Source organism: Streptomyces sp. NPDC001599, assembly GCF_042893535.1.
GTDB lineage: Bacteria > Actinomycetota > Actinomycetes > Streptomycetales > Streptomycetaceae > Streptomyces.
The window spans coordinates 108,207-126,068 of the sequence record NZ_JBIAVA010000018.1; the positions used below are offsets into that span (position 1 = coordinate 108,207).

Annotated in this window: 21 protein-coding genes; 13 read left to right on the plus strand and 8 right to left on the minus strand. The window is 71.5% G+C overall.

Annotated elements, in window-relative coordinates; genetic code table 11:
• Positions 1-72: 72 nt before the first annotated feature.
• The gene (locus tag ACFYZ3_RS32930; RefSeq protein ID WP_356862334.1) at positions 73-732 is read right to left on the minus strand and encodes a response regulator transcription factor; all 660 of its coding nucleotides are present in this window, start codon (positions 730-732) and stop codon (positions 73-75) included.
• The gene (locus ACFYZ3_RS32935; RefSeq protein WP_388525479.1) at positions 732-1,814 is read right to left on the minus strand and encodes a HAMP domain-containing sensor histidine kinase; all 1,083 of its coding nucleotides are present in this window, start codon (positions 1,812-1,814) and stop codon (positions 732-734) included. The genes ACFYZ3_RS32930 and ACFYZ3_RS32935 overlap by 1 nt, the downstream gene beginning before the upstream one ends.
• Before the next feature lie 114 nt (positions 1,815-1,928).
• Between ACFYZ3_RS32935 and ACFYZ3_RS32940 the strand changes: the two genes are divergently transcribed.
• Together ACFYZ3_RS32940 and ACFYZ3_RS32945 are read left to right on the plus strand one after the other, a co-directional pair.
• The gene (locus tag ACFYZ3_RS32940) at positions 1,929-2,414 is read left to right on the plus strand and encodes a cation:proton antiporter regulatory subunit (RefSeq protein WP_102928754.1); all 486 of its coding nucleotides are present in this window, start codon (positions 1,929-1,931) and stop codon (positions 2,412-2,414) included.
• A 4-nt stretch (positions 2,415-2,418) separates the two neighbouring features.
• The gene (locus ACFYZ3_RS32945) at positions 2,419-3,657 is read left to right on the plus strand and encodes a cation:proton antiporter (protein ID WP_361007086.1); all 1,239 of its coding nucleotides are present in this window, start codon (positions 2,419-2,421) and stop codon (positions 3,655-3,657) included.
• Positions 3,658-3,753: 96 nt separating this feature from the next.
• Here the strand turns inward: ACFYZ3_RS32945 and ACFYZ3_RS32950 are convergent, their stop codons facing one another.
• On the minus strand, positions 3,754-4,269 hold the full coding sequence (locus ACFYZ3_RS32950; RefSeq protein WP_388525483.1) for a MazG nucleotide pyrophosphohydrolase domain-containing protein: 516 nt from the start codon (positions 4,267-4,269) through the stop codon (positions 3,754-3,756).
• Between the two features lie 73 nt (positions 4,270-4,342).
• Here ACFYZ3_RS32950 and ACFYZ3_RS32955 point away from each other — a divergent pair, with 73 nt between their 5' ends.
• The gene (locus ACFYZ3_RS32955; RefSeq protein ID WP_388525486.1) at positions 4,343-5,338 is read left to right on the plus strand and encodes a TAXI family TRAP transporter solute-binding subunit; all 996 of its coding nucleotides are present in this window, start codon (positions 4,343-4,345) and stop codon (positions 5,336-5,338) included.
• On the opposite strand, the gene ACFYZ3_RS32960 is transcribed toward ACFYZ3_RS32955, so the two are convergent.
• A complete protein-coding gene (locus ACFYZ3_RS32960) occupies positions 5,317-6,762 on the minus strand; it encodes an ATP-binding protein (protein ID WP_388525489.1) in 1,446 nt (481 codons plus the stop codon). The two genes, ACFYZ3_RS32955 and ACFYZ3_RS32960, sit on opposite strands and share 22 nt — an antisense overlap.
• Before the next feature lie 9 nt (positions 6,763-6,771).
• Positions 6,772-7,458 carry a response regulator transcription factor gene (locus ACFYZ3_RS32965; protein WP_003973245.1) on the minus strand — a complete coding sequence of 229 codons (687 nt, stop codon included), beginning with the start codon at positions 7,456-7,458 and terminating at the stop codon, positions 6,772-6,774.
• A gap of 302 nt (positions 7,459-7,760) precedes the next feature.
• Between ACFYZ3_RS32965 and ACFYZ3_RS32970 the strand changes: the two genes are divergently transcribed.
• The 8 genes from ACFYZ3_RS32970 to ACFYZ3_RS33005 all read left to right on the plus strand — a co-directional run bounded on the left by ACFYZ3_RS32970 (position 7,761) and on the right by ACFYZ3_RS33005 (position 14,190).
• On the plus strand, positions 7,761-8,537 hold the full coding sequence (locus ACFYZ3_RS32970; RefSeq protein WP_356862318.1) for an amino acid ABC transporter ATP-binding protein: 777 nt from the start codon (positions 7,761-7,763) through the stop codon (positions 8,535-8,537).
• A gap of 125 nt (positions 8,538-8,662) precedes the next feature.
• Positions 8,663-9,499 carry a glutamate ABC transporter substrate-binding protein gene (locus tag ACFYZ3_RS32975; protein ID WP_388525494.1) on the plus strand — a complete coding sequence of 279 codons (837 nt, stop codon included), beginning with the start codon at positions 8,663-8,665 and terminating at the stop codon, positions 9,497-9,499.
• Between the two features lie 84 nt (positions 9,500-9,583).
• Complete coding sequence (locus tag ACFYZ3_RS32980; RefSeq protein WP_054099804.1) at positions 9,584-10,252, plus strand: amino acid ABC transporter permease; 669 nt, start codon at positions 9,584-9,586, stop codon at positions 10,250-10,252.
• On the plus strand, positions 10,249-11,136 hold the full coding sequence (locus tag ACFYZ3_RS32985) for an amino acid ABC transporter permease (protein ID WP_388525497.1): 888 nt from the start codon (positions 10,249-10,251) through the stop codon (positions 11,134-11,136). The genes ACFYZ3_RS32980 and ACFYZ3_RS32985 overlap by 4 nt, the downstream gene beginning before the upstream one ends.
• 185 nt (positions 11,137-11,321) lie before the next feature.
• The gene (locus tag ACFYZ3_RS32990) at positions 11,322-12,947 is read left to right on the plus strand and encodes an FAD-dependent monooxygenase (RefSeq protein ID WP_388525500.1); all 1,626 of its coding nucleotides are present in this window, start codon (positions 11,322-11,324) and stop codon (positions 12,945-12,947) included.
• Positions 12,948-13,092: 145 nt separating this feature from the next.
• A complete protein-coding gene (locus ACFYZ3_RS32995) occupies positions 13,093-13,164 on the plus strand; it encodes a putative leader peptide (RefSeq protein ID WP_309544753.1) in 72 nt (23 codons plus the stop codon).
• A gap of 82 nt (positions 13,165-13,246) precedes the next feature.
• Positions 13,247-13,795 carry a cysteine dioxygenase gene (locus ACFYZ3_RS33000; RefSeq protein ID WP_388525503.1) on the plus strand — a complete coding sequence of 183 codons (549 nt, stop codon included), beginning with the start codon at positions 13,247-13,249 and terminating at the stop codon, positions 13,793-13,795.
• Positions 13,792-14,190: a rhodanese-like domain-containing protein gene (locus ACFYZ3_RS33005; protein ID WP_388525505.1), complete on the plus strand. Its 399-nt coding sequence runs from the start codon at positions 13,792-13,794 to the stop codon at positions 14,188-14,190. The genes ACFYZ3_RS33000 and ACFYZ3_RS33005 overlap by 4 nt, the downstream gene beginning before the upstream one ends.
• Here the strand turns inward: ACFYZ3_RS33005 and ACFYZ3_RS33010 are convergent.
• From ACFYZ3_RS33010 to recA, 3 genes are all read right to left on the minus strand, one after another.
• Positions 14,184-14,375, minus strand: a complete 192-nt coding sequence (locus ACFYZ3_RS33010) for a hypothetical protein (protein WP_388525508.1) — start codon at positions 14,373-14,375, stop codon at positions 14,184-14,186. The two genes, ACFYZ3_RS33005 and ACFYZ3_RS33010, sit on opposite strands and share 7 nt — an antisense overlap.
• Positions 14,376-14,610: 235 nt before the next feature.
• A complete protein-coding gene (recX, locus tag ACFYZ3_RS33015) occupies positions 14,611-15,393 on the minus strand; it encodes a recombination regulator RecX (protein ID WP_388525511.1) in 783 nt (260 codons plus the stop codon).
• A 3-nt stretch (positions 15,394-15,396) separates the two neighbouring features.
• A complete protein-coding gene (gene recA / locus ACFYZ3_RS33020) occupies positions 15,397-16,521 on the minus strand; it encodes a recombinase RecA (protein ID WP_388525514.1) in 1,125 nt (374 codons plus the stop codon).
• 287 nt (positions 16,522-16,808) lie between these two features.
• Between recA and ACFYZ3_RS33025 the strand changes: the two genes are divergently transcribed.
• Both ACFYZ3_RS33025 and ACFYZ3_RS33030 read left to right on the plus strand, forming a co-directional pair.
• Positions 16,809-17,009, plus strand: coding sequence for a type II toxin-antitoxin system VapB family antitoxin (locus tag ACFYZ3_RS33025; protein ID WP_003973256.1), 201 nt, complete (start codon positions 16,809-16,811; stop codon positions 17,007-17,009).
• A gap of 77 nt (positions 17,010-17,086) precedes the next feature.
• Entirely contained in the window at positions 17,087-17,842 is a 756-nt protein-coding gene (locus tag ACFYZ3_RS33030) for a hypothetical protein (RefSeq protein WP_388525518.1), read from the plus strand.
• Positions 17,843-17,862 lie beyond the last annotated feature (20 nt).

Here is a 17,862-nt window from a genome sequence, read left to right on the forward strand (position 1 = left end):
GACACCGACCGACGCCCCGAGGGCCAGACGGCCACGCGGGGAGCGGGGCAGGTCGGCTTCGGCGGCGGCGTCTCAGGGCTCGATGAGGCCCGCGCGGATCGCGTACCGGGTGAGTTCCAGGCGGTCGCGTACGCCCAGTTTCTGCAACAGGTTCGCGCGGTGGCGTTCGACGGTCTTGGCGCTGATGAACAGCAGCTCGCCGATCTCCTTAGAGGTGTGTCCCTCGGCCACGAGCTTGAGGATCTCCTCCTCGCGCTCGGTGATGGGCCGATCGGGCAGGCCGCCACCGCCCTGCACACGGTCCAGGTAGGAGCGGACGAGGGCCCGCTCGGCGCCGGGGTAGATGAACGGCTCGTCGCGCACGGCGGCCCGGCACGCCTCGACCAGGTCGCGGTCGGCGACGGACTTGAGGACGTATCCGCAGGCGCCCGCCTTGAGGGCCTCGAAGAAGTACTGCTCGTTGTCGTACATGGTCAGGATGAGGATGCGCAGCTCGGGCAGGCGCCGGGAGAGTTCGCGGGCCGCCTGGAGGCCGGTCATGCGGGGCATGGCGACGTCCAGGACGGCCAGGTCGATCTCGGTGGCCCGCGCGGCAGCGACCGCTTCGGCACCGTCACCGGCCTCGGCGACCACCGTCAGATCGGGTTCGCCGTCCAGGATGAGACGGACTCCGCGGCGTACGAGGGTGTGGTCGTCGGCGAGCAGGACGCGGATCGGGGGCCGTGCGGACATCAGGGGCTGTCTCCGGTTCGGTCTGCAAAACGGTCCCCCGGCGGCGCGGGGACGCGCAGGCGTACGTCGGTGCCCCCTCCGGGGGCGGGTTCGAAGTGGATCTCGGCTCCTATCAGCAGGGCCCGCTCCCGCATCCCGCGGATACCGGCGCCCTCGGCGGCCGTGCCGAGACCGGTGCCGTCGTCGCGGACGAGCAGTTCGACACCGGCGCCCTCGGACGGCGGCAGCGGGCGCAGGGTGAGCGCCGCGCGGGCGGCGTCGGCGTGGCGGGCGGTGTTGGTCAGTCCCTCCTGGGCGACCCGGTAGAGCACGAGTTCGTCCTCCGGGGCGAGCGGGGGCAGGTCGCCGGGGATGTGGTGCTGGACGGTCAGTCCGTGGTGGGTGAACTCGGCGGCCAGCGAGCGCAGGGCACTGGCCAGACCGAGTTCCTCCAGGACGCCCGGACGCAGCCGGCGGGCGATACGGCGGATCTCGTCGAGCCCGGCCCTGGTGGCCTCCTGCGCCAGGGTCACCTCGTCGCGCAGTTCCCCGGGAACCCGGTCCGCGACGCGCTTGAGCTGGAGGAGTACGGCGGTCAGGGTCTGGCCCACCTCGTCGTGGAGTTCGCGGGCGATGCGGTGGCGTTCGCGTTCCTGGGCCTGAAGGGCCCGGCCGGCACCGGCGGCGCGTTCGGCCTGGAGCCGGTCCAGCATCGTGTTGTACGTCGCGATGAGCTGCGCCGCCTCGGCCGGTCCGGAGACCTCGGGCCGGGTCCCGGGCACCAGCAGGTCGGCGGTGGACATGGCCCGGCCCAACCGGTGCAGCGGGGTGAGCCCGATGCGCAGGACGACCGCGTTTCCGGCCAGCAGGGCCGCGAGTCCGGCCAGCAGGACGAGGGCCTCCCCGGCCAGCACGGGGGTCGACACGGTGACCGGTCCCAGCAGCAGTGCGGTGGCGACGACCAGGCCGGCGGCGTTGAGCGAGAAGATCCGCCAGAACAGCGACACGTTCCTCTTCCCGCTCCTCCCGGCCTGCTCGCACGACGCCCCCGCGGCCAGCTTCGCCGACCGCGACCGGCTGCGTATATCCGTCACGACACCCATATCGCCACCGTACGTGCGGATGGCAGCATGGCGAGGTCGCGGGCACGGCACCCACGTGCGGAAAGCGCAGCTGGAGACGCGGCAGGCAACGCAGGACGAGTGAGGGGAAAGCACGTGTCAGCTCCACGCCTGAGGGCGACGCCGCTCCCGGGTATCGGGGTCCAGTACGACCTGGTGACCCGCGAGCACCGCCACCTGTCGGTGGTGGCCCACCGCGACGGTGCCCGCACGGTGAACGTGTACCGGTCCGACGACCCCGATTCCTGCGCCCACTCGCTGCGGCTGACGGGGCCCGAGGCGGGCGCGCTGATCGACGCGCTGAAGCCCTCCCACCACAGCGCGAGCCTGCTCTACACCACCGATCTGGGCCTGGTCGCCGAGCGGATCGAGGTGGCGGCCACGTCCCGGTGGAACGGACGGCTGCTGGGCGACACCCGGATGCGGACCGACACGGGTGCCTCGATCGTGGCGGTGCTGCGGCGGGCCGAGGCGATTCCGTCGCCGGCGCCGGACTTCCGGCTCGTGGGTGGTGACACCTTGATCGTCATCGGCACCCGTGAGGGCGTCGACGCCGCCGCGGCGATACTCGGGCAGGAGTGAGCGCGTGCACTCCGCGGTACTCCTGATCGAGTTCGGTTCCATCATCCTGGGCCTCGGGCTGCTCGGCCGGTTCGCCGGCCGTTACCGGCTGTCGCCCATCCCGCTGTACCTGCTGGCCGGTCTCGCCTTCGGCGAGGGCGGCCTGCTGCCGCTCGGCGCGAGCGAGGAGTTCGTCGCCACCGGCGCCGAGATCGGTGTCATCCTCCTGCTGCTGATGCTGGGCCTGGAGTACACGGCCAGTGACCTGGTCACCAACCTCAAGTCCCACTATCCGGCGGGTCTCGTCGACTGCGCGCTCAACGCCGTGCCGGGCGCGGTGGCCGCGCTGCTGATGGGCTGGGGCCCGGTGGCCGCCGTCGTCCTGGCGGGCGTGACGTGGATCTCGTCGTCGGGTGTGATCGCGAAGGTACTCGGCGATCTGGGCCGGGTCGGCAACCGCGAGACGCCGGTGATCCTGAGCGTGCTGGTCCTGGAGGACCTGGCGATGGCGGTGTACCTGCCGATCGTCACGGCCCTGGTCGCCGGCGCCGGTCTGATGACCGGGAGCATCACGCTGGCGGTCGCGCTGGCCGCGGCGGGCCTGGTGCTGTTCGTGGCGGTGCGCTACGGCCGCCTCATCTCCCGTTTCGTCTCCAGCGACGACCCGGAGAAGCTGCTCCTCGTGGTGCTGGGTCTGACGATCCTCGTCGCCGGTGTCGCGCAGCAGCTCCAGGTGTCGGCCGCGGTGGGCGCCTTCCTGGTGGGCATCGCGCTGTCGGGAGAGGTCGCGGAGGGCGCGCACACGCTGCTGAGCCCGCTGCGGGACCTGTTCGCGGCCGTCTTCTTCGTCTTCTTCGGGCTGCACACGGACCCGGCCAGCATTCCGCCGGTGCTGCTGCCGGCTCTGGCGCTGGCACTGCTGACCGCCGTGACGAAGATCGCCACGGGGTACTGGGCGGCACGGCGCGCCGGGATCTCCGTCAAGGGCCGATGGCGGGCGGGCGGTGCGCTGGTGGCACGCGGCGAGTTCTCCATCGTGATCGCGGGCCTCGCGGTCTCGGCCGGCATCGAGCCGTCCCTGGGCCCGCTGGCCACGGCGTACGTCCTCATCCTGGTCGTCCTCGGCCCCCTCACGGCACGCTTCACCGAGCCGCTGGCGATGCGCCTCTTCCGGCGCCGCGACAACCCCGACCGCCCGAGCGGTCCCGCGGAGGGCACACCCCGGGCCGCCGCGGCGGAGGCGGAAGCCTCGGTGGGCGACTGACCGGCACCGGGCTCAGCCCTTCGGCACGACTCCGGCACCCGGGTGCCGGAGTCGTCGTGTTCCGGGGTCGGGCGCCGGAGTCGTCGTACGCCGGGGTCAGGTGCCGGTCGGCTCCGGGGCGTCCGGCGTCCGCGGTGTCCAGCCCTGTCGGCGCAGCACGCCGGACACGTCCGGTGTCTCGTAGTGGTCGCCCTTGAGGACCTTGCCGTCGGCCCGGCGGCTGACGCGGCCGTCGGGCCCCAGCTTGGTCATGTTGGAGCGGTGGACCTCCGCGATCACCGCGTCCAGGTCGATGCCGTGCACGAGGGCGGTGCCGTAGGCCACGTAGACCACGTCCGCCAGTTCGTGCGCGAGCCGGTCGAGCGGGCCCCGCACCGACACCTCGGCGACCTCGGCCGCCTCCTCGGCGAGCAGCTCGCCTCTGTGCGCGGCCAGGCCGGGCGGGACCTCGGTCGGAGTGCTGCGGGCGTCCAGCCCGAAGGCGAGGTGGAAGGCACGGACCAGGTCGGCGGGCGACGTCCTGCCCTCGGCGGGCGGGGTGCGGCCCTCGGCGGAGGCGGTGCCGCTCTCGGCGGAAGGCATGCCGGTCTCGGCGGGCGGGGTGTTGCTCATGCCGACGACTGTAGCGACCGCCACTGACAGTGGGCCCTGGTCAGCGCGGGTGCGGGCTGGCAGGATCGCCCCCATGTCCACGCTGCTCTCCCGTATCGGCAGGCGCCGGGCCGTCCAGGGCGCGCTCGCCGGTGCCGTCGTGCTCGGGCTGCTGCTGTGGTGGCTGCTGCCGCTGGGCGAGAAGCCGCCGAGCGGGACGATCACGTTCAGCACCGGTACCCGCGCGGGCGTCTACCAGAAGTACGGCGAGCTGCTGCGCACCGAGCTGCGCAAGGACATGCCGGACCTGGACGTGCGGCTGATGACCAGCGCGGGCTCGCAGGAGAACGTCGAGCGGGTGGCGTCCGGGGAGGCCGACTTCACGATCGCCGCGGCCGACGCGGTCGAGACGTACAAGCTGGCCGGCAGCCCGGGTGCCGAAGGGCTGCGCGGGGTCACCCGGCTCTACGACGACTACGTGCAGCTCGTCGTGCCGAGCGACTCGGACATCCAGTCGGTCCGGGACCTGCGTGGCAAGCGGGTGGCCATAGGGCTGCCCAACTCGGGGGTACGGCTGATCGCCACCCGGCTGCTGAAGGCGGTGGGCATCGACCCGGAGACGGACATCACGCCCCGGGCGGACGGGATCGACACCGGCCCCGGACGGCTGGGCGACGAGCTGGACGCGTTCTTCTGGTCCGGCGGGGTGCCGACGGACGGCCTCAAGGAGATCGCCGAGAGCTCCGCCTTCCGGTTCGTGCCGATCGGCGACGACCTGGTCACCAAGCTGCACCGGTCGGGCGGCGCGACCCGCTACTACCGCACCACCAACATGCCGGAGTCGGCCTACCCCACGGTCCAGAACGGCGCCGTGGTGCCGACGATGGCGGTGTCCAACCTGCTGGTGACCCGCGCGGACGTCGATCCGCGGCTCACCGAGTGGCTGACCCGGACCGTGCTCGACAGCCGCGACGGCATCGGTGCGCACGTGCACTCCGCGCAGCTGGTGGACCTGCGTACCGCGATCTACACCGACCCGCTCGAACTGCACGAGGGCGCCCGGCGCTACTACCGGTCGGTCAAGCCGTAGGCCCGCTCGGGCTCCGTGGGCACCGTGCCGGTCCTGGGCACCGTGACCGTGACCCGGAGTCCGTGCGGCTCGTGGCGGCCGAAGGAGATCGCCCCGTCGCCCGCCGCGAGCAGCGCCCGGCAGATGGACAGGCCGAGGCCGGAGCCGTTGATGTTCTGGTGCCGTCCGCTGCGCCAGAAGCGGTCGCCCACGCGCGTGAGCTCCTCGTCGGTGAGGCCGGGACCGTTGTCGGTGACGACGACGGTGGCGGCGTCCCCGGTGGAGGCGACCTCGACCCGGACGCTCTCGCCGTCGGGCGTGAACTTCACCGCGTTGTCGATGACCGCGTCCAGGGCGCTCGACAGGGCCACCGGGTCGGCCCAGCCCGTGGTCGGCGGGCAGTCGCCGACCAGCCGTACGCCCTTGGCGTCGGCCGTCGGTGACCAGGCGGCCACCCGCTCGGCGGCCAGCGCGCCGACGTCGGTGACCTTCAGGTCGGCCTGGCTGTGCTCGGCCAGCGCCAGGTCGAGCAGGTCGTCCAGGACCCGGGCCAGGCGTTTGCCCTCGGTCTGGACGGAGGCGATCTCCTCGTTGCCCTCGGGCAGTTCCAGGGCGAGCAGCTCGATGCGCAGCAGGAGGGCGGCGAGCGGGTTGCGCAGCTGGTGGGAGGCGTCGGCGACGAAGGCCCGCTGCTGCTCCAGCACGTCCTCCACGTGGTCGGCCATCTCGTTGAACGACCGGGCCAGGCGTCTGAGCTCCGGCGGTCCCCCGGACGGCGCGACCCGGGACTTCAGCCTCCCGGTGGCGATGTCGTGGGTGGTGGCGTCGAGTACCCGCACCGGCCTGAGCACCCAGCCGGTCAGCCGCAGCGCCGCGCCGACGGCGAGCAGCATCGCGGCGAACTCCCCGGCGCCGATGACGAGCCAGCCGCGCAGGGTGCTCGACCGCATCGAGTCGGTCGGCGACTCGGTGACCACGACCGCGACCACGTCGCCGTCCCGGATGACCGGCGAGGCCACCACGAGCCGGCCGTCCTGCCAGGGCCACACCTGCTCGGGGTCGTGGCTGCGGCGGCTGAGCAGCGCCTCGTCGAAGGAGTCGCGGACCTCACCGGTCTGGGGCAGGAACCAGGTCGTGGGCGCGTTGGCCATCGGGATGTGGTTGCGGTAGAAGACCCCGGCCTTGATGCCGTAGACCTCGTAGTAGCTGGTCAGCTCGGTCTGCAGGGTCTCCAGGCGCTCGTCCGTGTCCGTCCGGCGTGAGCCGCCCGACCCGTCCTCCGTGACGAACTGGGCGAGCGCGGCGAAGCGCGCCGTGTCGTCGATGCGGTCGATGACGACCTTCTGCTGCTCCGCGCGGGCGACGCTGACGCCGAGCGGCACGCCGAGCGCGAGCAGGACGGATGCCATCAGGACGATGAGCAGCGGGAGCAGGCGGGTGCTCACCCGGCCCCGCTAGGCGGTGGGGGCGACGAGGCGGTAGCCGACGCCGCGGACGGTCTCGATCAGCGCGGGCATGTGCAGCTTGGAGCGCAGGGAGGCGACGTGCACCTCCAGGGTGCGCCCGGTCCCCTCCCAGCTGGTGCGCCACACCTCGCTGATGATCTGCTCGCGGCGGAAGACCACACCGGGGCGCTGGGCGAGCAGGGCGAGCAGATCGAACTCCTTGCGGGTGAGTTGGACAACCGAACCGTCCACGCTCACCTGGCGTGTCGGCAGCTCGATGCGGACCGCGCCGAGGCGGACCACGGTCTCGGTGCTCCCGGTGGCGTCCTCGTGGGCGGTGCGCCGGCTGACGGCGTGGATCCGGGCGAGCAGTTCCCCCGTGTCGTACGGCTTGACCACGTAGTCGTCGGCTCCGAGGTTGAGGCCGTGGATGCGGGAGCGCACGTCGGCACGCGCGGTGACCATGATGACCGGGGTGCTGGTGCGCTTGCGGATCTTTCCGCAGACCTCGTACCCGTCCTGGTCGGGCAGGCCCAGGTCGAGCAGGACGACGCCGAAGCCGTCGACCTCGGGGACGAGCGCCTGGAGCGCCTCCTCGCCGCTGCGCGCGTGGGTGACGTCGAAGCCGTGCCGTGCCAGGATCGCGGACAGGGCGGCGGCCACGTGGTTGTCGTCCTCGACGAGCAGCAGTCTCATCCGGGCTCCCTTCGGTTCATCGGCCGTACGCTCGGGGCGGGTAGAAATCGGGACGGGCTCATGGACGGGCACGCGCGCGTGCGCCCTGTGCAGTGACGCCGATGGAGGGGGACGGCGTCAAGAGGCTTCCGGTTGCGGCCGCTCGAAGTTATCCGGCCGATATGCGCCCAGCTCACAAGTGCTACGACTCGTGTCCGATTGCTATCGGATCGTGATGCTCAGATCTCGCTCAGATGTAGAGACGTGACGTGGCCCGGGTCACTACTGTCCTGCGAAACCCAGGAGGACGGAGCCCGAGAGCGATGACCGAAGTATCGGTGGCCAAGGAAGACAAGGCTGGGACCGGCGAACTGGTCGTCCTGAAGAGTGTCAACAAGCACTTCGGCGCGTTGCACGTGCTCCAGGACATCGACCTGACGATTCACCGCGGCGAGGTCGTCGTGGTCATCGGACCCTCTGGGTCCGGCAAGTCCACCCTGTGCCGCACCGTCAACCGTCTGGAGACCATCGACGACGGTTCGATCACGATCGACGGCAAGCCGCTGCCCGCCGAGGGCAAGGAGCTGGCCCGGCTGCGTGCCGACGTCGGCATGGTCTTCCAGTCGTTCAACCTCTTCGCGCACAAGACGGTGCTCGAGAACGTGACCCTGGGCCAGGTCAAGGTCCGCAAGGTCGACGCCAAGAAGGCCGACGAGAAGGCCCGCGCCCTGCTCGACCGGGTCGGCGTGGGCGCCCAGGCGGACAAGTACCCCGCGCAGCTCTCCGGCGGTCAGCAGCAGCGTGTCGCCATCGCGCGTGCGCTGGCCATGGACCCGAAGGTCATGCTCTTCGACGAGCCGACCTCGGCCCTCGACCCCGAGATGATCAACGAGGTGCTCGAGGTGATGAAGCAGCTCGCGCAGGACGGCATGACCATGGTCGTGGTCACGCACGAGATGGGCTTCGCGCGCTCCGCCGCCAACCGCGTGGTGTTCATGGCGGACGGCCGCATCGTCGAAGAGGCCACGCCGGACCAGTTCTTCAGCAATCCGCGCAGCGACCGTGCCAAGGACTTCCTGTCGAAGATCCTGCACCACTGAGATTTCGGAGCGGCTCCGGCGCCCCGCGCCGGCCGCACCGGCGGCCCGTTCCCCGGAGCCGCACCTGATCGCCTGATCCTCTGATCGTCCGATCGCAGCTCGATCACAGCCAAAGGATGTCCACCATGAAGCTTCGCAAGGTCTCCGCCGCCTCGGCCGCCGTGCTCGCCCTCGCCCTGACCGCCACCGCCTGCGGCGGCGACGACAAGGACAGCGGCTCGTCCGGTGGTGACGGCAAGAAGATCACCATCGGCATCAAGTTCGACCAGCCCGGCCTCGGCCAGAAGACCCCGGACGGCTACGCGGGCTTCGACGTGGACGTCGCCACGTACGTCGCCAAGAAGCTCGGCTACACCGAGGACCAGATCGAGTGGAAGGAGTCGAAGAGCGCCGACCGCGAGACGATGCTGCAGCGCGGTGACGTCGACTTCATCGCCGCCACGTACTCGATCACTCCCGAGCGCTCGGAGAAGGTCGACTTCGCCGGCCCGTACCTGCTGGCCCACCAGGACGTGCTGATCCGCGCCGACGACGACAAGATCAAGTCGCCGGAGGACCTGAACGACGCGAAGCTCTGCTCGGTCACCGGTTCGACCTCGGCGCAGAACGTCAAGGACAAGCTCGCGCCCAAGGCCCAGCTGCAGAAGTACCCGACGTACTCCGCCTGTCTGAACGGCCTGCAGACCGGCGCCATCGACGCGCTGACCACGGACGACTCGATCCTCGCCGGTTACGCCGCCCAGTCGCAGTTCAAGGGCAAGTTCAAGCTCGGCGGCTTCAAGATGACCAACGAGAACTACGGCATCGGCGTCAAGAAGGGCAGTGACCTCAAGGCCAAGATCAACGACGCGCTCGAGGCCATGGCCACCGACGGAGCCTGGGACAAGGCCGTGAAGGACAACTTCGGTCCGGCCAACTACAAGAACGAGCCGGCGCCGAAGATCGGCGACGTCAAGAGCTGAGGCCGGGCCCGCCCCGGTGCGCCGCCCTCCGGAAGGGGCCGCGCACCGGGGCGGGCATCCCTACACGCGGAAGCGCGGGAGATCGTGTTCGACTTTCTTCAGGATTACGACCTGTTGGGAGCCTTCTGGACGACAGTGCAGCTCGCTGTACTCTCAGCCGTCGGCTCCCTGATCTGGGGCACCATACTGGCCGCCATGCGCGTCGGCCCGGTGCCGTTGATGCGCGGCCTCGGGACCGCGTACGTGAACACCGTGCGGAACATCCCGCTCACCGTCATCATCTTGTTCGCGTCCCTCGGTCTCAACCAGACCCTCGGCGTCACACTCGGCGGCGGCGACAACTTCGAGACGATCAACTTCCGGCTCGCCGTCCTGGGTCTGATCCTCTACACCTCGGCATTCGTGTGTGAGGCCCTGCGCTCCGGCATCAACACCGTGCCCGTCGGTCAGGCGGAGGCGGCCCGGGCGATCGGGCTCAGCTTCGGTCAGGTGCTGCGCCTGGTGGTGCTGCCGCAGGCGTTCCGCTCCACGGTCGGCCCGCTGGCGAACGTACTGATCGCGCTCATCAAGAACACCACGGTCGCCGCGGCCATCGGCGTCGCCGAAGCCGCCGCGCTGATGAAGGACATGATCGAGAACGAGGCGCAGCTGCTGCTGATCTCCGCGATCATCGCCGTCGGCTTCGTGATCCTGACGCTGCCGACCGGTCTGATCCTCGGCTGGGTGGGCAAGAAGGTGGCGGTGAAGCGATGAGTTCCGTTCTCTACGACGCGCAGGGGCCACGCGCCAAGCGACGCAACGTCGTGTTCACGGCCGTCTTCGTGGTGGCCATCGCGGCCCTGCTGTGGTGGGTGTACACGACCCTGGACGAGAAGGGGCAGCTCGACTGGGACAAGTGGAAGATGTTCTTCACCAGCAGCGAGCCCTGGTCGACGTACATCTGGCCCGGTCTGCAGAACACCCTCAAGGCAGCGGCCCTCGCGATGGTCATCGCCCTGCCGCTCGGTGCCGTGCTCGGTATCGCCCGGCTGTCGGACCACGCGTGGGTACGGATCCCGGTCGCGGTCGTGGTGGAGTTCTTCCGCTCCATCCCGGTGCTGGTGCTGATGATCTTCGGCCTGGCCCTGTTCGCCGAGTACACCAACGTCAGCTCGGACGACCGTCCGCTCTACGCCGTCGTCACCGGTCTGGTGCTGTACAACGCCTCGGTCCTCGCGGAGATCGTCCGTGCGGGCATCCTCGCGCTGCCCAAGGGCCAGGCCGAGGGAGCGATGGCGATCGGGCTGCGCAAGGGGCAGTCGATGCGGTTGATCCTGCTGCCGCAGGCGGTCACGACGATGCTCCCGGCCATCGTCAGCCAGCTCGTCGTGATCCTGAAGGACACCGCGCTCGGTGGTGCCGTCCTCACCTTCCCCGAGCTGCTCGCCTCGGCCAACACGATGAGCGGCTACTACGGCGCCAACGTGATCGCCAGCTTCACCGTGGTCGCGGTGCTCTACATCGCGCTCAACTTCTCCCTCACCACCTTCGCGAGCTGGCTGGAGCGCCGGCTGCGGCGGGCGAAGAAGTCGACCGGTGCGGTGCTCAGCGCGGACGACGTGGAGACCGCCGACGCCGGAACGGTCGGCAAGGTCTAGCACACCTGACACTCGGTCATCTCGTATGACCATCAACGGAGGCCGTGGCATGATCGCCACGGCCTCCATCACTTGACGCAAGCAGCGGCAATAGGTTGCATACGTTCTGTGACCGTGCACCCTGCTCCAATGTCCTGTTCACCCACGTCCCCCGGGACACCGCCACGGGCAGGGGGCGCCGCACCGTGGACCCGGTGATCATCACCGGAGCGGGGCCCGTCGGGCTCACGCTCGCCCTGGCGCTGGCGCGGCAGGAGGTGCCCTGTGTCGTCCTCGACGAGGGACCGGGCAAGGAAGAACCGCGCCCCGCGCGCACCGTCGTCCTGCGCGAGGAGGCCGTCGCACTCGTCGAGCGGCTGACCGGCGCACCGCTGGCGGGACTGGGTTCGCGTTGGGCCGGATGGCGGTCGATGCGGCGCAAGCAGGTGACGCGCGAGGTCGTGTTCGGCGACGCCGACCCGGCCCCCCTGCACATCGCCCAGCACGAGCTGGCCGGGGTCCTGCGCACGGCGCTCGCCCGCGAGCGGCTGGTCAAGATCGCCGTGGACAGCCGACTGGACGGCATCGAGCAGGAGAAGTCCGGCGTCACGGCCCACACCCGGGGCCCCGCAGGCACGTGGTGGCGCGGCAGTTACCTGGTCGGCTGCGACGGCCCGCGCTCCACCGTCCGCAAGCTCCAGGACATCCGCTTCCCCGGCCGTACGGCGGTGGAACGATACGCCGTCGCCGCACTGCGCACCGAACTCCCGTGGACCGACGAGGCGCTGCTCCACCGCATGCCGCCGTGGCGGACGACCGGGCCGTCGGCCGGCGAGGTGGTCGGCCGCCCGCTGCCGGACGGCGTGTGGCGCCTGGACTGGCTGCTGCCGCCCGGCAAGGACCTGGTCACGCCCGAACTGCTGGTGAACCGGGTCCGCGAGACCCTCACCGGATGGGCGGCCGACGGTTCGACCCCGGCATACGAACTCCTCGACACCGGCGTCCACACGGTCCACCACCGCCTCGCCCGCCGCTGGCGGGTGGGCCGCGTGCTGCTGGCCGGGGACGCGGCGCACCTGCTGGGCGCGCTGGGCACGCAGGGCCTGGAGGAGGGGCTGCTGGACGCCGACAACCTCGCCTGGAAGCTGGCCGTGGCCTGGCACCACGGGCCCCGCGAAGCACTGCTCGACAGCTACCAGCAGGAACGGCGGGCGGCGATCTCCGCGCGGCTGCGCGCCGCCGACCAGTTGCTCCCGCTGGTGCGGGGCGGCGGCGGACTGCGCTCCTACGTACCCGGCTCCGCCCGCGGCAACGACGCGCTGCTGACGGACGGTCACCTCGGCCGCGGCACGCTGGGCGCGCAGGGGACGTACGCCGACTCGCCGCTCGCCCCCGAGGACCTCGTCGGGGAGGTGTCCGTGGGCACACCGCCGGGGACACCCGTCACCGATGTGCGGGTCACGGCGGAGGACGGCACCTTCGTACGGCTGGGCGACCGGCTGGGGCGCGGGGCGCTGCTGGTGGTGCTGATCGCGCCGGGCACCGGGGTGTGGGACCGCAAGCACTGGGTGACGGCCGGGATCATGCCGCGGCTGGCGGCCGCGGTGACGGCACTGCCCCACCACGCCGAGCTGCTGGTCGCCGAGAGCTACCCGGGTGCCGCGGCCCACACGGTGCTGCTCGTGCGGCCCGACGGCCACCTGGTCACGGCGCTGAACGGGGTGCGCCCGGCCGACCTCTACGCGGCTGCCGAGAGCGCGCTGGGCGGGGCGACGGCCAGGGCGGCGACCGAGGCGGAGGAGGGGGCGGGGGCGGCGGCCGGGTCGCGGTGAGCGGGCGCGTCGGTCGGTGCGTCCGGCCGGGTGCCGGTCCCGCCGCCCGGCCGGACGCCGGAGACGCGGTCACTGTCCGCATGGTGACGCTGAGTTGACCGGCCCGCACCGTCATGGTCTACTCCGGATCGTGACCGACACCTGTGTGCGCCTGTGGCGGAGGGTCCATATGGACCTCGTCCGCTATGCGGGCTGCGTGTGTCGTCCGTCCTGCTGAATTCGCCTCCCCTTTCCTTCGCGCGCGCCGCCGGTCCGACGTGCCGCCGCGCGCTCCCTCGCGAACTCCCAGGACGGTACCCGTGTCCCTCCCCTCCGTTTCTCCTGCTTCTCCTTCTCCCGCGTCCACGTCCACGCCCGCCCCGACGCAGGGCCGGCTCCTCGACTTCGTACGGCGGGCGGCGGCCGACGCCGAACTGATCGCCTCCCTGCCGCTCGACCCCGAGGGCCGCACCTGGATGCGGCTGGCCGGGCCGGGTGGCAGCGAGGCCTGGCTGATCGGCTGGCCGCCCGGCACGGGCACCGGCTGGCACGATCACGCCGACTCCGTGGGCGCCTTCGTCACGGCCGCGGGCGAGCTCAGGGAGAACGCGCTCGCCGCCCGCCTGCCCACCGACGGCTGGAAGACGCTCGAACTCAGCGACGGTGTGGACCGGGAGCGCCGGCTGCCCGTCGGCGAGGGGCGCGCCTTCGGCCGGCACCACGTGCACGAGGTCCTCAACGAGTCGTCCGACCGCCACGCGGTGTCCGTGCACGCCTACTACCCGCCCCTGCCGCAGATCCGCCGCTACAGCCGCAGCGGACAGACCCTGCGCCTGGAGCAGGTCGAGCGCCCGCAGGACTGGCAGTGAGCGGGCCCACCGGAATCGACGCCCTGCTGGAGCGGGTACGCGCGGGGTATCGGCGGATCGCGCCGGACGAGGCGTACGACGCCGCCGAGGCGGGCACGGCACTGCTGGTCGACATCCGGTACGCCGCCCTGCGCGAGCGGGACGGTGTGATTCCCGGCGCGCTGGTGATCGAGCGCAACGAACTGGAGTGGCGGCTGGACCCGCTGGGCAGCCACCGCGTCCCCGAGGCGACGGACCACGACGTGCGGGTGGTCGTGGTGTGCGACGAGGGTTACGCCTCCAGCCTGGCGGCGGAGTCGCTGCACCGTCTGGGACTGCACCGGGCCACCGACCTGATCGGCGGCTTCCAGGCCTGGCGGTCGGCGGGCCTCCCGGTGACCGCACGGGGTCAGTAGTCGGCGGGGCGGTACAGGGGCGCCGTGTCCGCGTTGCGGTGTTCCCGAGCGAGGGTGAGCGGTTCGTCGTCTGCCGAACCGGATGGACCGGAGTCGGCCGGGTGGGGGCCGCAGCCGCTCAGCGACAGGCCGGTGCCCAGGAGCAGAAGACGGGCGGCTCTTCGGTGGCGGGCGGGCGGGGGCATGGCGGGGCCGCCCTTCCGAGGCGTGCTGGAGGGGTGTCCACGCGGGTCCGTCCGCCGCGGTCTTCCGGCAGCGGTGTAGGCGCGGTGGCCGCGGCACGTGCGGCCACGCGACGGCGCAGACGGTACCGCCGTGCGGCGGGCATTCACCCTTCCGGGAGTGGAAGGTGATCCCGCGCGGTCTGCGCCTGCCCGCCTTCCCGGTCCGCCCCGGAGCATCCTCGGGCCGGACGCCTGCTCAGAACCCCTCGTCGCCGAGGTATTCCGGGTCCTCGCCCTCCTCCTCCAGCGCCTGGCGGACCACCCGCAGGGCCATGCCCTCGGGGTAGCCCTTGCGGGCCAGCATGCCGGCGAGGCGGCGCAGTCTCTTGTCGCGGTCGAGGCCCCGGGTGGCGCGCAGCTTGCGGGCGACCAGGTCGCGCGCGGTCTCCTCCTCCTGCTCGGTGTCCAGTTGGGACACCGCCGCGTCGATGAGCGTCGCGTCGACGCCCTTGGTGCGCAGTTCTCTGGCGAGGGCGCGCCCGGCCAGCCCGCGGGCGTGGTGCCGGGACTCCACCCAGGCCTGGGCGAAGGCGCCGTCGTTGATCAGGCCGACCTCCTCGAACCGGGACAGCACCTCCTCCGCGGCCTCGTCGGGGATCTCCCGCTTGCGCAGGGCGTCGGCCAGTTGTCTGCGGGTGCGCGGGGTCCCGGTGAGCAGGCGCAGGCAGATCGCCCGTGCCTGCTCGACCGGGTCCCGCGGAGGCTCCCCCTTCTCGGCCCTCGACGAGGAAGTGGCACCTCCGTCCTCGGCGGACGGCTCCGCGTGCTCGCGCCTCCGGCGCCCGCGCGCGCCGCCCGCGCCACGGCTCCGCCCGCCTCCGCGGCGCACCTCGCCGTCACCGTGGCGTGCCGCGCCGTCCTCGCGGGGACCGACGGCGGAGGGGTCCGTCTCGTACGGGGCCGCAGCCGCCCCGTACGCGTCGTCGCCCGGTCCGGCGGAGCCGTCGGTGTACTCGGCCCAGTCGGTTCGTCGGGTCACGGGTCAGCTCTTGGCTGCCGCGGCCTTGGACTTGGTGGCCTTGGCGGTCGTGGGTGCGGGCACCGCCGGCGCGGCGTCGGCCGGGGTGGCGGAGGCGGCGTCCGCGCCGGGCTCGGTGGCCGACTCCTCGGGACGCACGCCGACGCCCAGCTTCTCCTTGATCTTCTTCTCGATCTCGTTGGCCAGGTCGGGGTTGTCCTTCAGGAAGTTGCGCGCGTTCTCCTTGCCCTGGCCGAGCTGGTCGCCCTCGTACGTGTACCAGGCGCCGGCCTTGCGGACGAAGCCGTTCTCCACGCCCATGTCGATCAGGCCGCCCTCGCGGCTGATGCCCTGGCCGTAGAGGATGTCGAACTCGGCCTGCTTGAAGGGCGGCGCGACCTTGTTCTTGACGACCTTGACGCGGGTGCGGTTGCCGACCGCGTCGGTGCCGTCCTTCAGCGTCTCGATGCGCCGGATGTCGAGTCGCACCGAGGCGTAGAACTTCAGCGCCCGGCCACCGGTCGTGGTCTCCGGGGAGCCGAACATCACGCCGATCTTCTCGCGAAGCTGGTTGATGAAGATCGCGGTGGTCTTGGACTGGTTCAGCGCGCTGGTGATCTTCCGCAGGGCCTGGCTCATCAGCCGGGCCTGCAGGCCGACGTGGCTGTCGCCCATCTCGCCCTCGATCTCCGCGCGCGGGACGAGCGCGGCGACGGAGTCGATGACGATGAGGTCGAGGGCACCGGAGCGGACCAGCATGTCCACGATCTCCAGGGCCTGCTCGCCGTTGTCCGGCTGGGACAGGATCAGGTTGTCGATGTCGACGCCGAGCTTCTTCGCGTACTCGGGGTCGAGGGCGTGCTCGGCGTCCACGAACGCGACCTGGCCGCCGGCCTTCTGCGCGTTCGCCACCGCGTGCAGGGTCAGGGTCGTCTTGCCCGAGGACTCGGGGCCGTAGACCTCCACGACGCGGCCACGCGGGATGCCTCCGACGCCGAGGGCCACGTCGAGCGCGGTGGACCCGGTCGGGATGACCTCGATGGGCTCGTTGGTCCGGTCACCCATGCGCATGACCGCGCCCTTGCCGAATTGCCGTTCAATCTGTGCGAGCGCGGCGTCGAGGGCCTTCTCGCGGTCGGTTCCTGCCATGGGTTCCACCCGGTTTGCTTGATTCGATCGCTTCACGTCAAAGACGCTAATGCCTGCCACTGACAATGGGCCCCGATGCGGGTCCGGCCTGTGGACAACTCGGGTGCATCTCCACCCGAACCCACTCGAATCACCCGTCACGAGCCCCGCCGGAGCCTCCATAAGAATGGATGTTCGATTTTTGTGTCAAGCGCACCACGCGGCACTTCCGAGCGTACGTCCCCGGGCCGGCGAGCCAGGTGGTTGGATGCGGATGCGACACCGGGAGAGGTCGGAGAGGGGACACCATGGCCAGGATCACCATCGATCTCGACGCCGAACTCGTGGTGGAAGTGATGGTCCTGGCCGGTATCGGCTCACCCCAGGACGCCGTCGAGGCGGTGGTGCGGGACTACATCGCCCGCGGTCACCGCACCGAGACCCGTACCGAGTTCAAGGACCGCAACCTGCGGGAGATCGACGCCAAGCCGCAGGAACCGCAGGGCTGACCCTGCTCCCGTCGGCGTACGGCGGGTGCCTCCAGCCGGACGACGACGGGGCGGGCGGCCGTTGCCAGGCTCCTCCCATGCAGACCGCCCCCACCGACCGCTCCGCCGTACCACGCCTGTGCCGCGCGACGGGTCTCGTGCTCATCCTCTCCGGCCTCGCGCACCTGGCGGTGTTCACGGTGGACGGCGGGCCCTGGGACGGGCCGGTGTCCTGGCGGAAGCCGGTGACGTTCGGGCTGTCCTTCGGGGTGACGCTGATCGCGGTCACCTGGGTCACCTCGCACCTGGACCTCCGGCCGCGGCTGCGCGCGGTGCTGCTCACGGTGTTCGCGGCCGACTGCGTCGTCGAGGTGGCCGGGATCACCCTCCAGGCATGGCGCGAGGTGCCCTCTCACCTCAACATGGAGACCCCCTTCGACACCGCCGTGTCCATGACGCTCGCGGTGGGCGGAGGTGTCCTGGTCGTGCTGCTCACCGCGTTCGCCCTCGCCTCCTTCCTCCGTCGTCCCACGGGACCGGCGGGCATGGCCCTGGCGGTGCGCTCCGGTTTCGCGGTGCTGCTCGTCGGGCTCGCCTCGGGCGCCGCGATGATCGCGCGCGGTGTGGTGCTCACCCGCACCGGTCACCAGGAGGCCGCCTACCACTCCACGGCGTGGCTCAAGCCGCTGCACGGCGTGTCCCTGCACGCCGTGCTGGTACTGCCGGTGCTGGCCCGCCTGCTGGCCCTCACCCCGTGGAGCGAGACGGTACGGCGGCGGGCGGTGACCGGGGCGGTGTGCTGCTACGCGGCGGCCGTCGCCGGCGCCGGTGTCTGGGCCGGTCTCACCTACTGAGCCCGCGGGGCATCCCTCAG

Bases quoted from the DNA above. Each gene is read 5' to 3' on its own strand.
- ACFYZ3_RS33025 (WP_003973256.1), top strand. From the start codon at position 16,809: ATGGCCAGGATCACCATCGATCTCGACGCCGAACTCGTGGTGGAAGTG.
- ACFYZ3_RS32965 (WP_003973245.1), bottom strand. From the start codon at position 7,458: ATGAGACTGCTGCTCGTCGAGGACGACAACCACGTGGCCGCCGCCCTG.
- recA (WP_388525514.1), bottom strand. From the start codon at position 16,521: ATGGCAGGAACCGACCGCGAGAAGGCCCTCGACGCCGCGCTCGCACAG.
- ACFYZ3_RS32970 (WP_356862318.1), top strand. From the start codon at position 7,761: ATGACCGAAGTATCGGTGGCCAAGGAAGACAAGGCTGGGACCGGCGAA.
- ACFYZ3_RS33030 (WP_388525518.1), top strand. From the start codon at position 17,087: ATGCAGACCGCCCCCACCGACCGCTCCGCCGTACCACGCCTGTGCCGC.
- ACFYZ3_RS32975 (WP_388525494.1), top strand. From the start codon at position 8,663: ATGAAGCTTCGCAAGGTCTCCGCCGCCTCGGCCGCCGTGCTCGCCCTC.
- ACFYZ3_RS33010 (WP_388525508.1), bottom strand. From the start codon at position 14,375: ATGCCCCCGCCCGCCCGCCACCGAAGAGCCGCCCGTCTTCTGCTCCTG.
- ACFYZ3_RS32985 (WP_388525497.1), top strand. From the start codon at position 10,249: ATGAGTTCCGTTCTCTACGACGCGCAGGGGCCACGCGCCAAGCGACGC.
- ACFYZ3_RS32950 (WP_388525483.1), bottom strand. From the start codon at position 4,269: ATGAGCAACACCCCGCCCGCCGAGACCGGCATGCCTTCCGCCGAGAGC.
- ACFYZ3_RS32930 (WP_356862334.1), bottom strand. From the start codon at position 732: ATGTCCGCACGGCCCCCGATCCGCGTCCTGCTCGCCGACGACCACACC.
- ACFYZ3_RS32955 (WP_388525486.1), top strand. From the start codon at position 4,343: ATGTCCACGCTGCTCTCCCGTATCGGCAGGCGCCGGGCCGTCCAGGGC.
- ACFYZ3_RS32935 (WP_388525479.1), bottom strand. From the start codon at position 1,814: ATGGGTGTCGTGACGGATATACGCAGCCGGTCGCGGTCGGCGAAGCTG.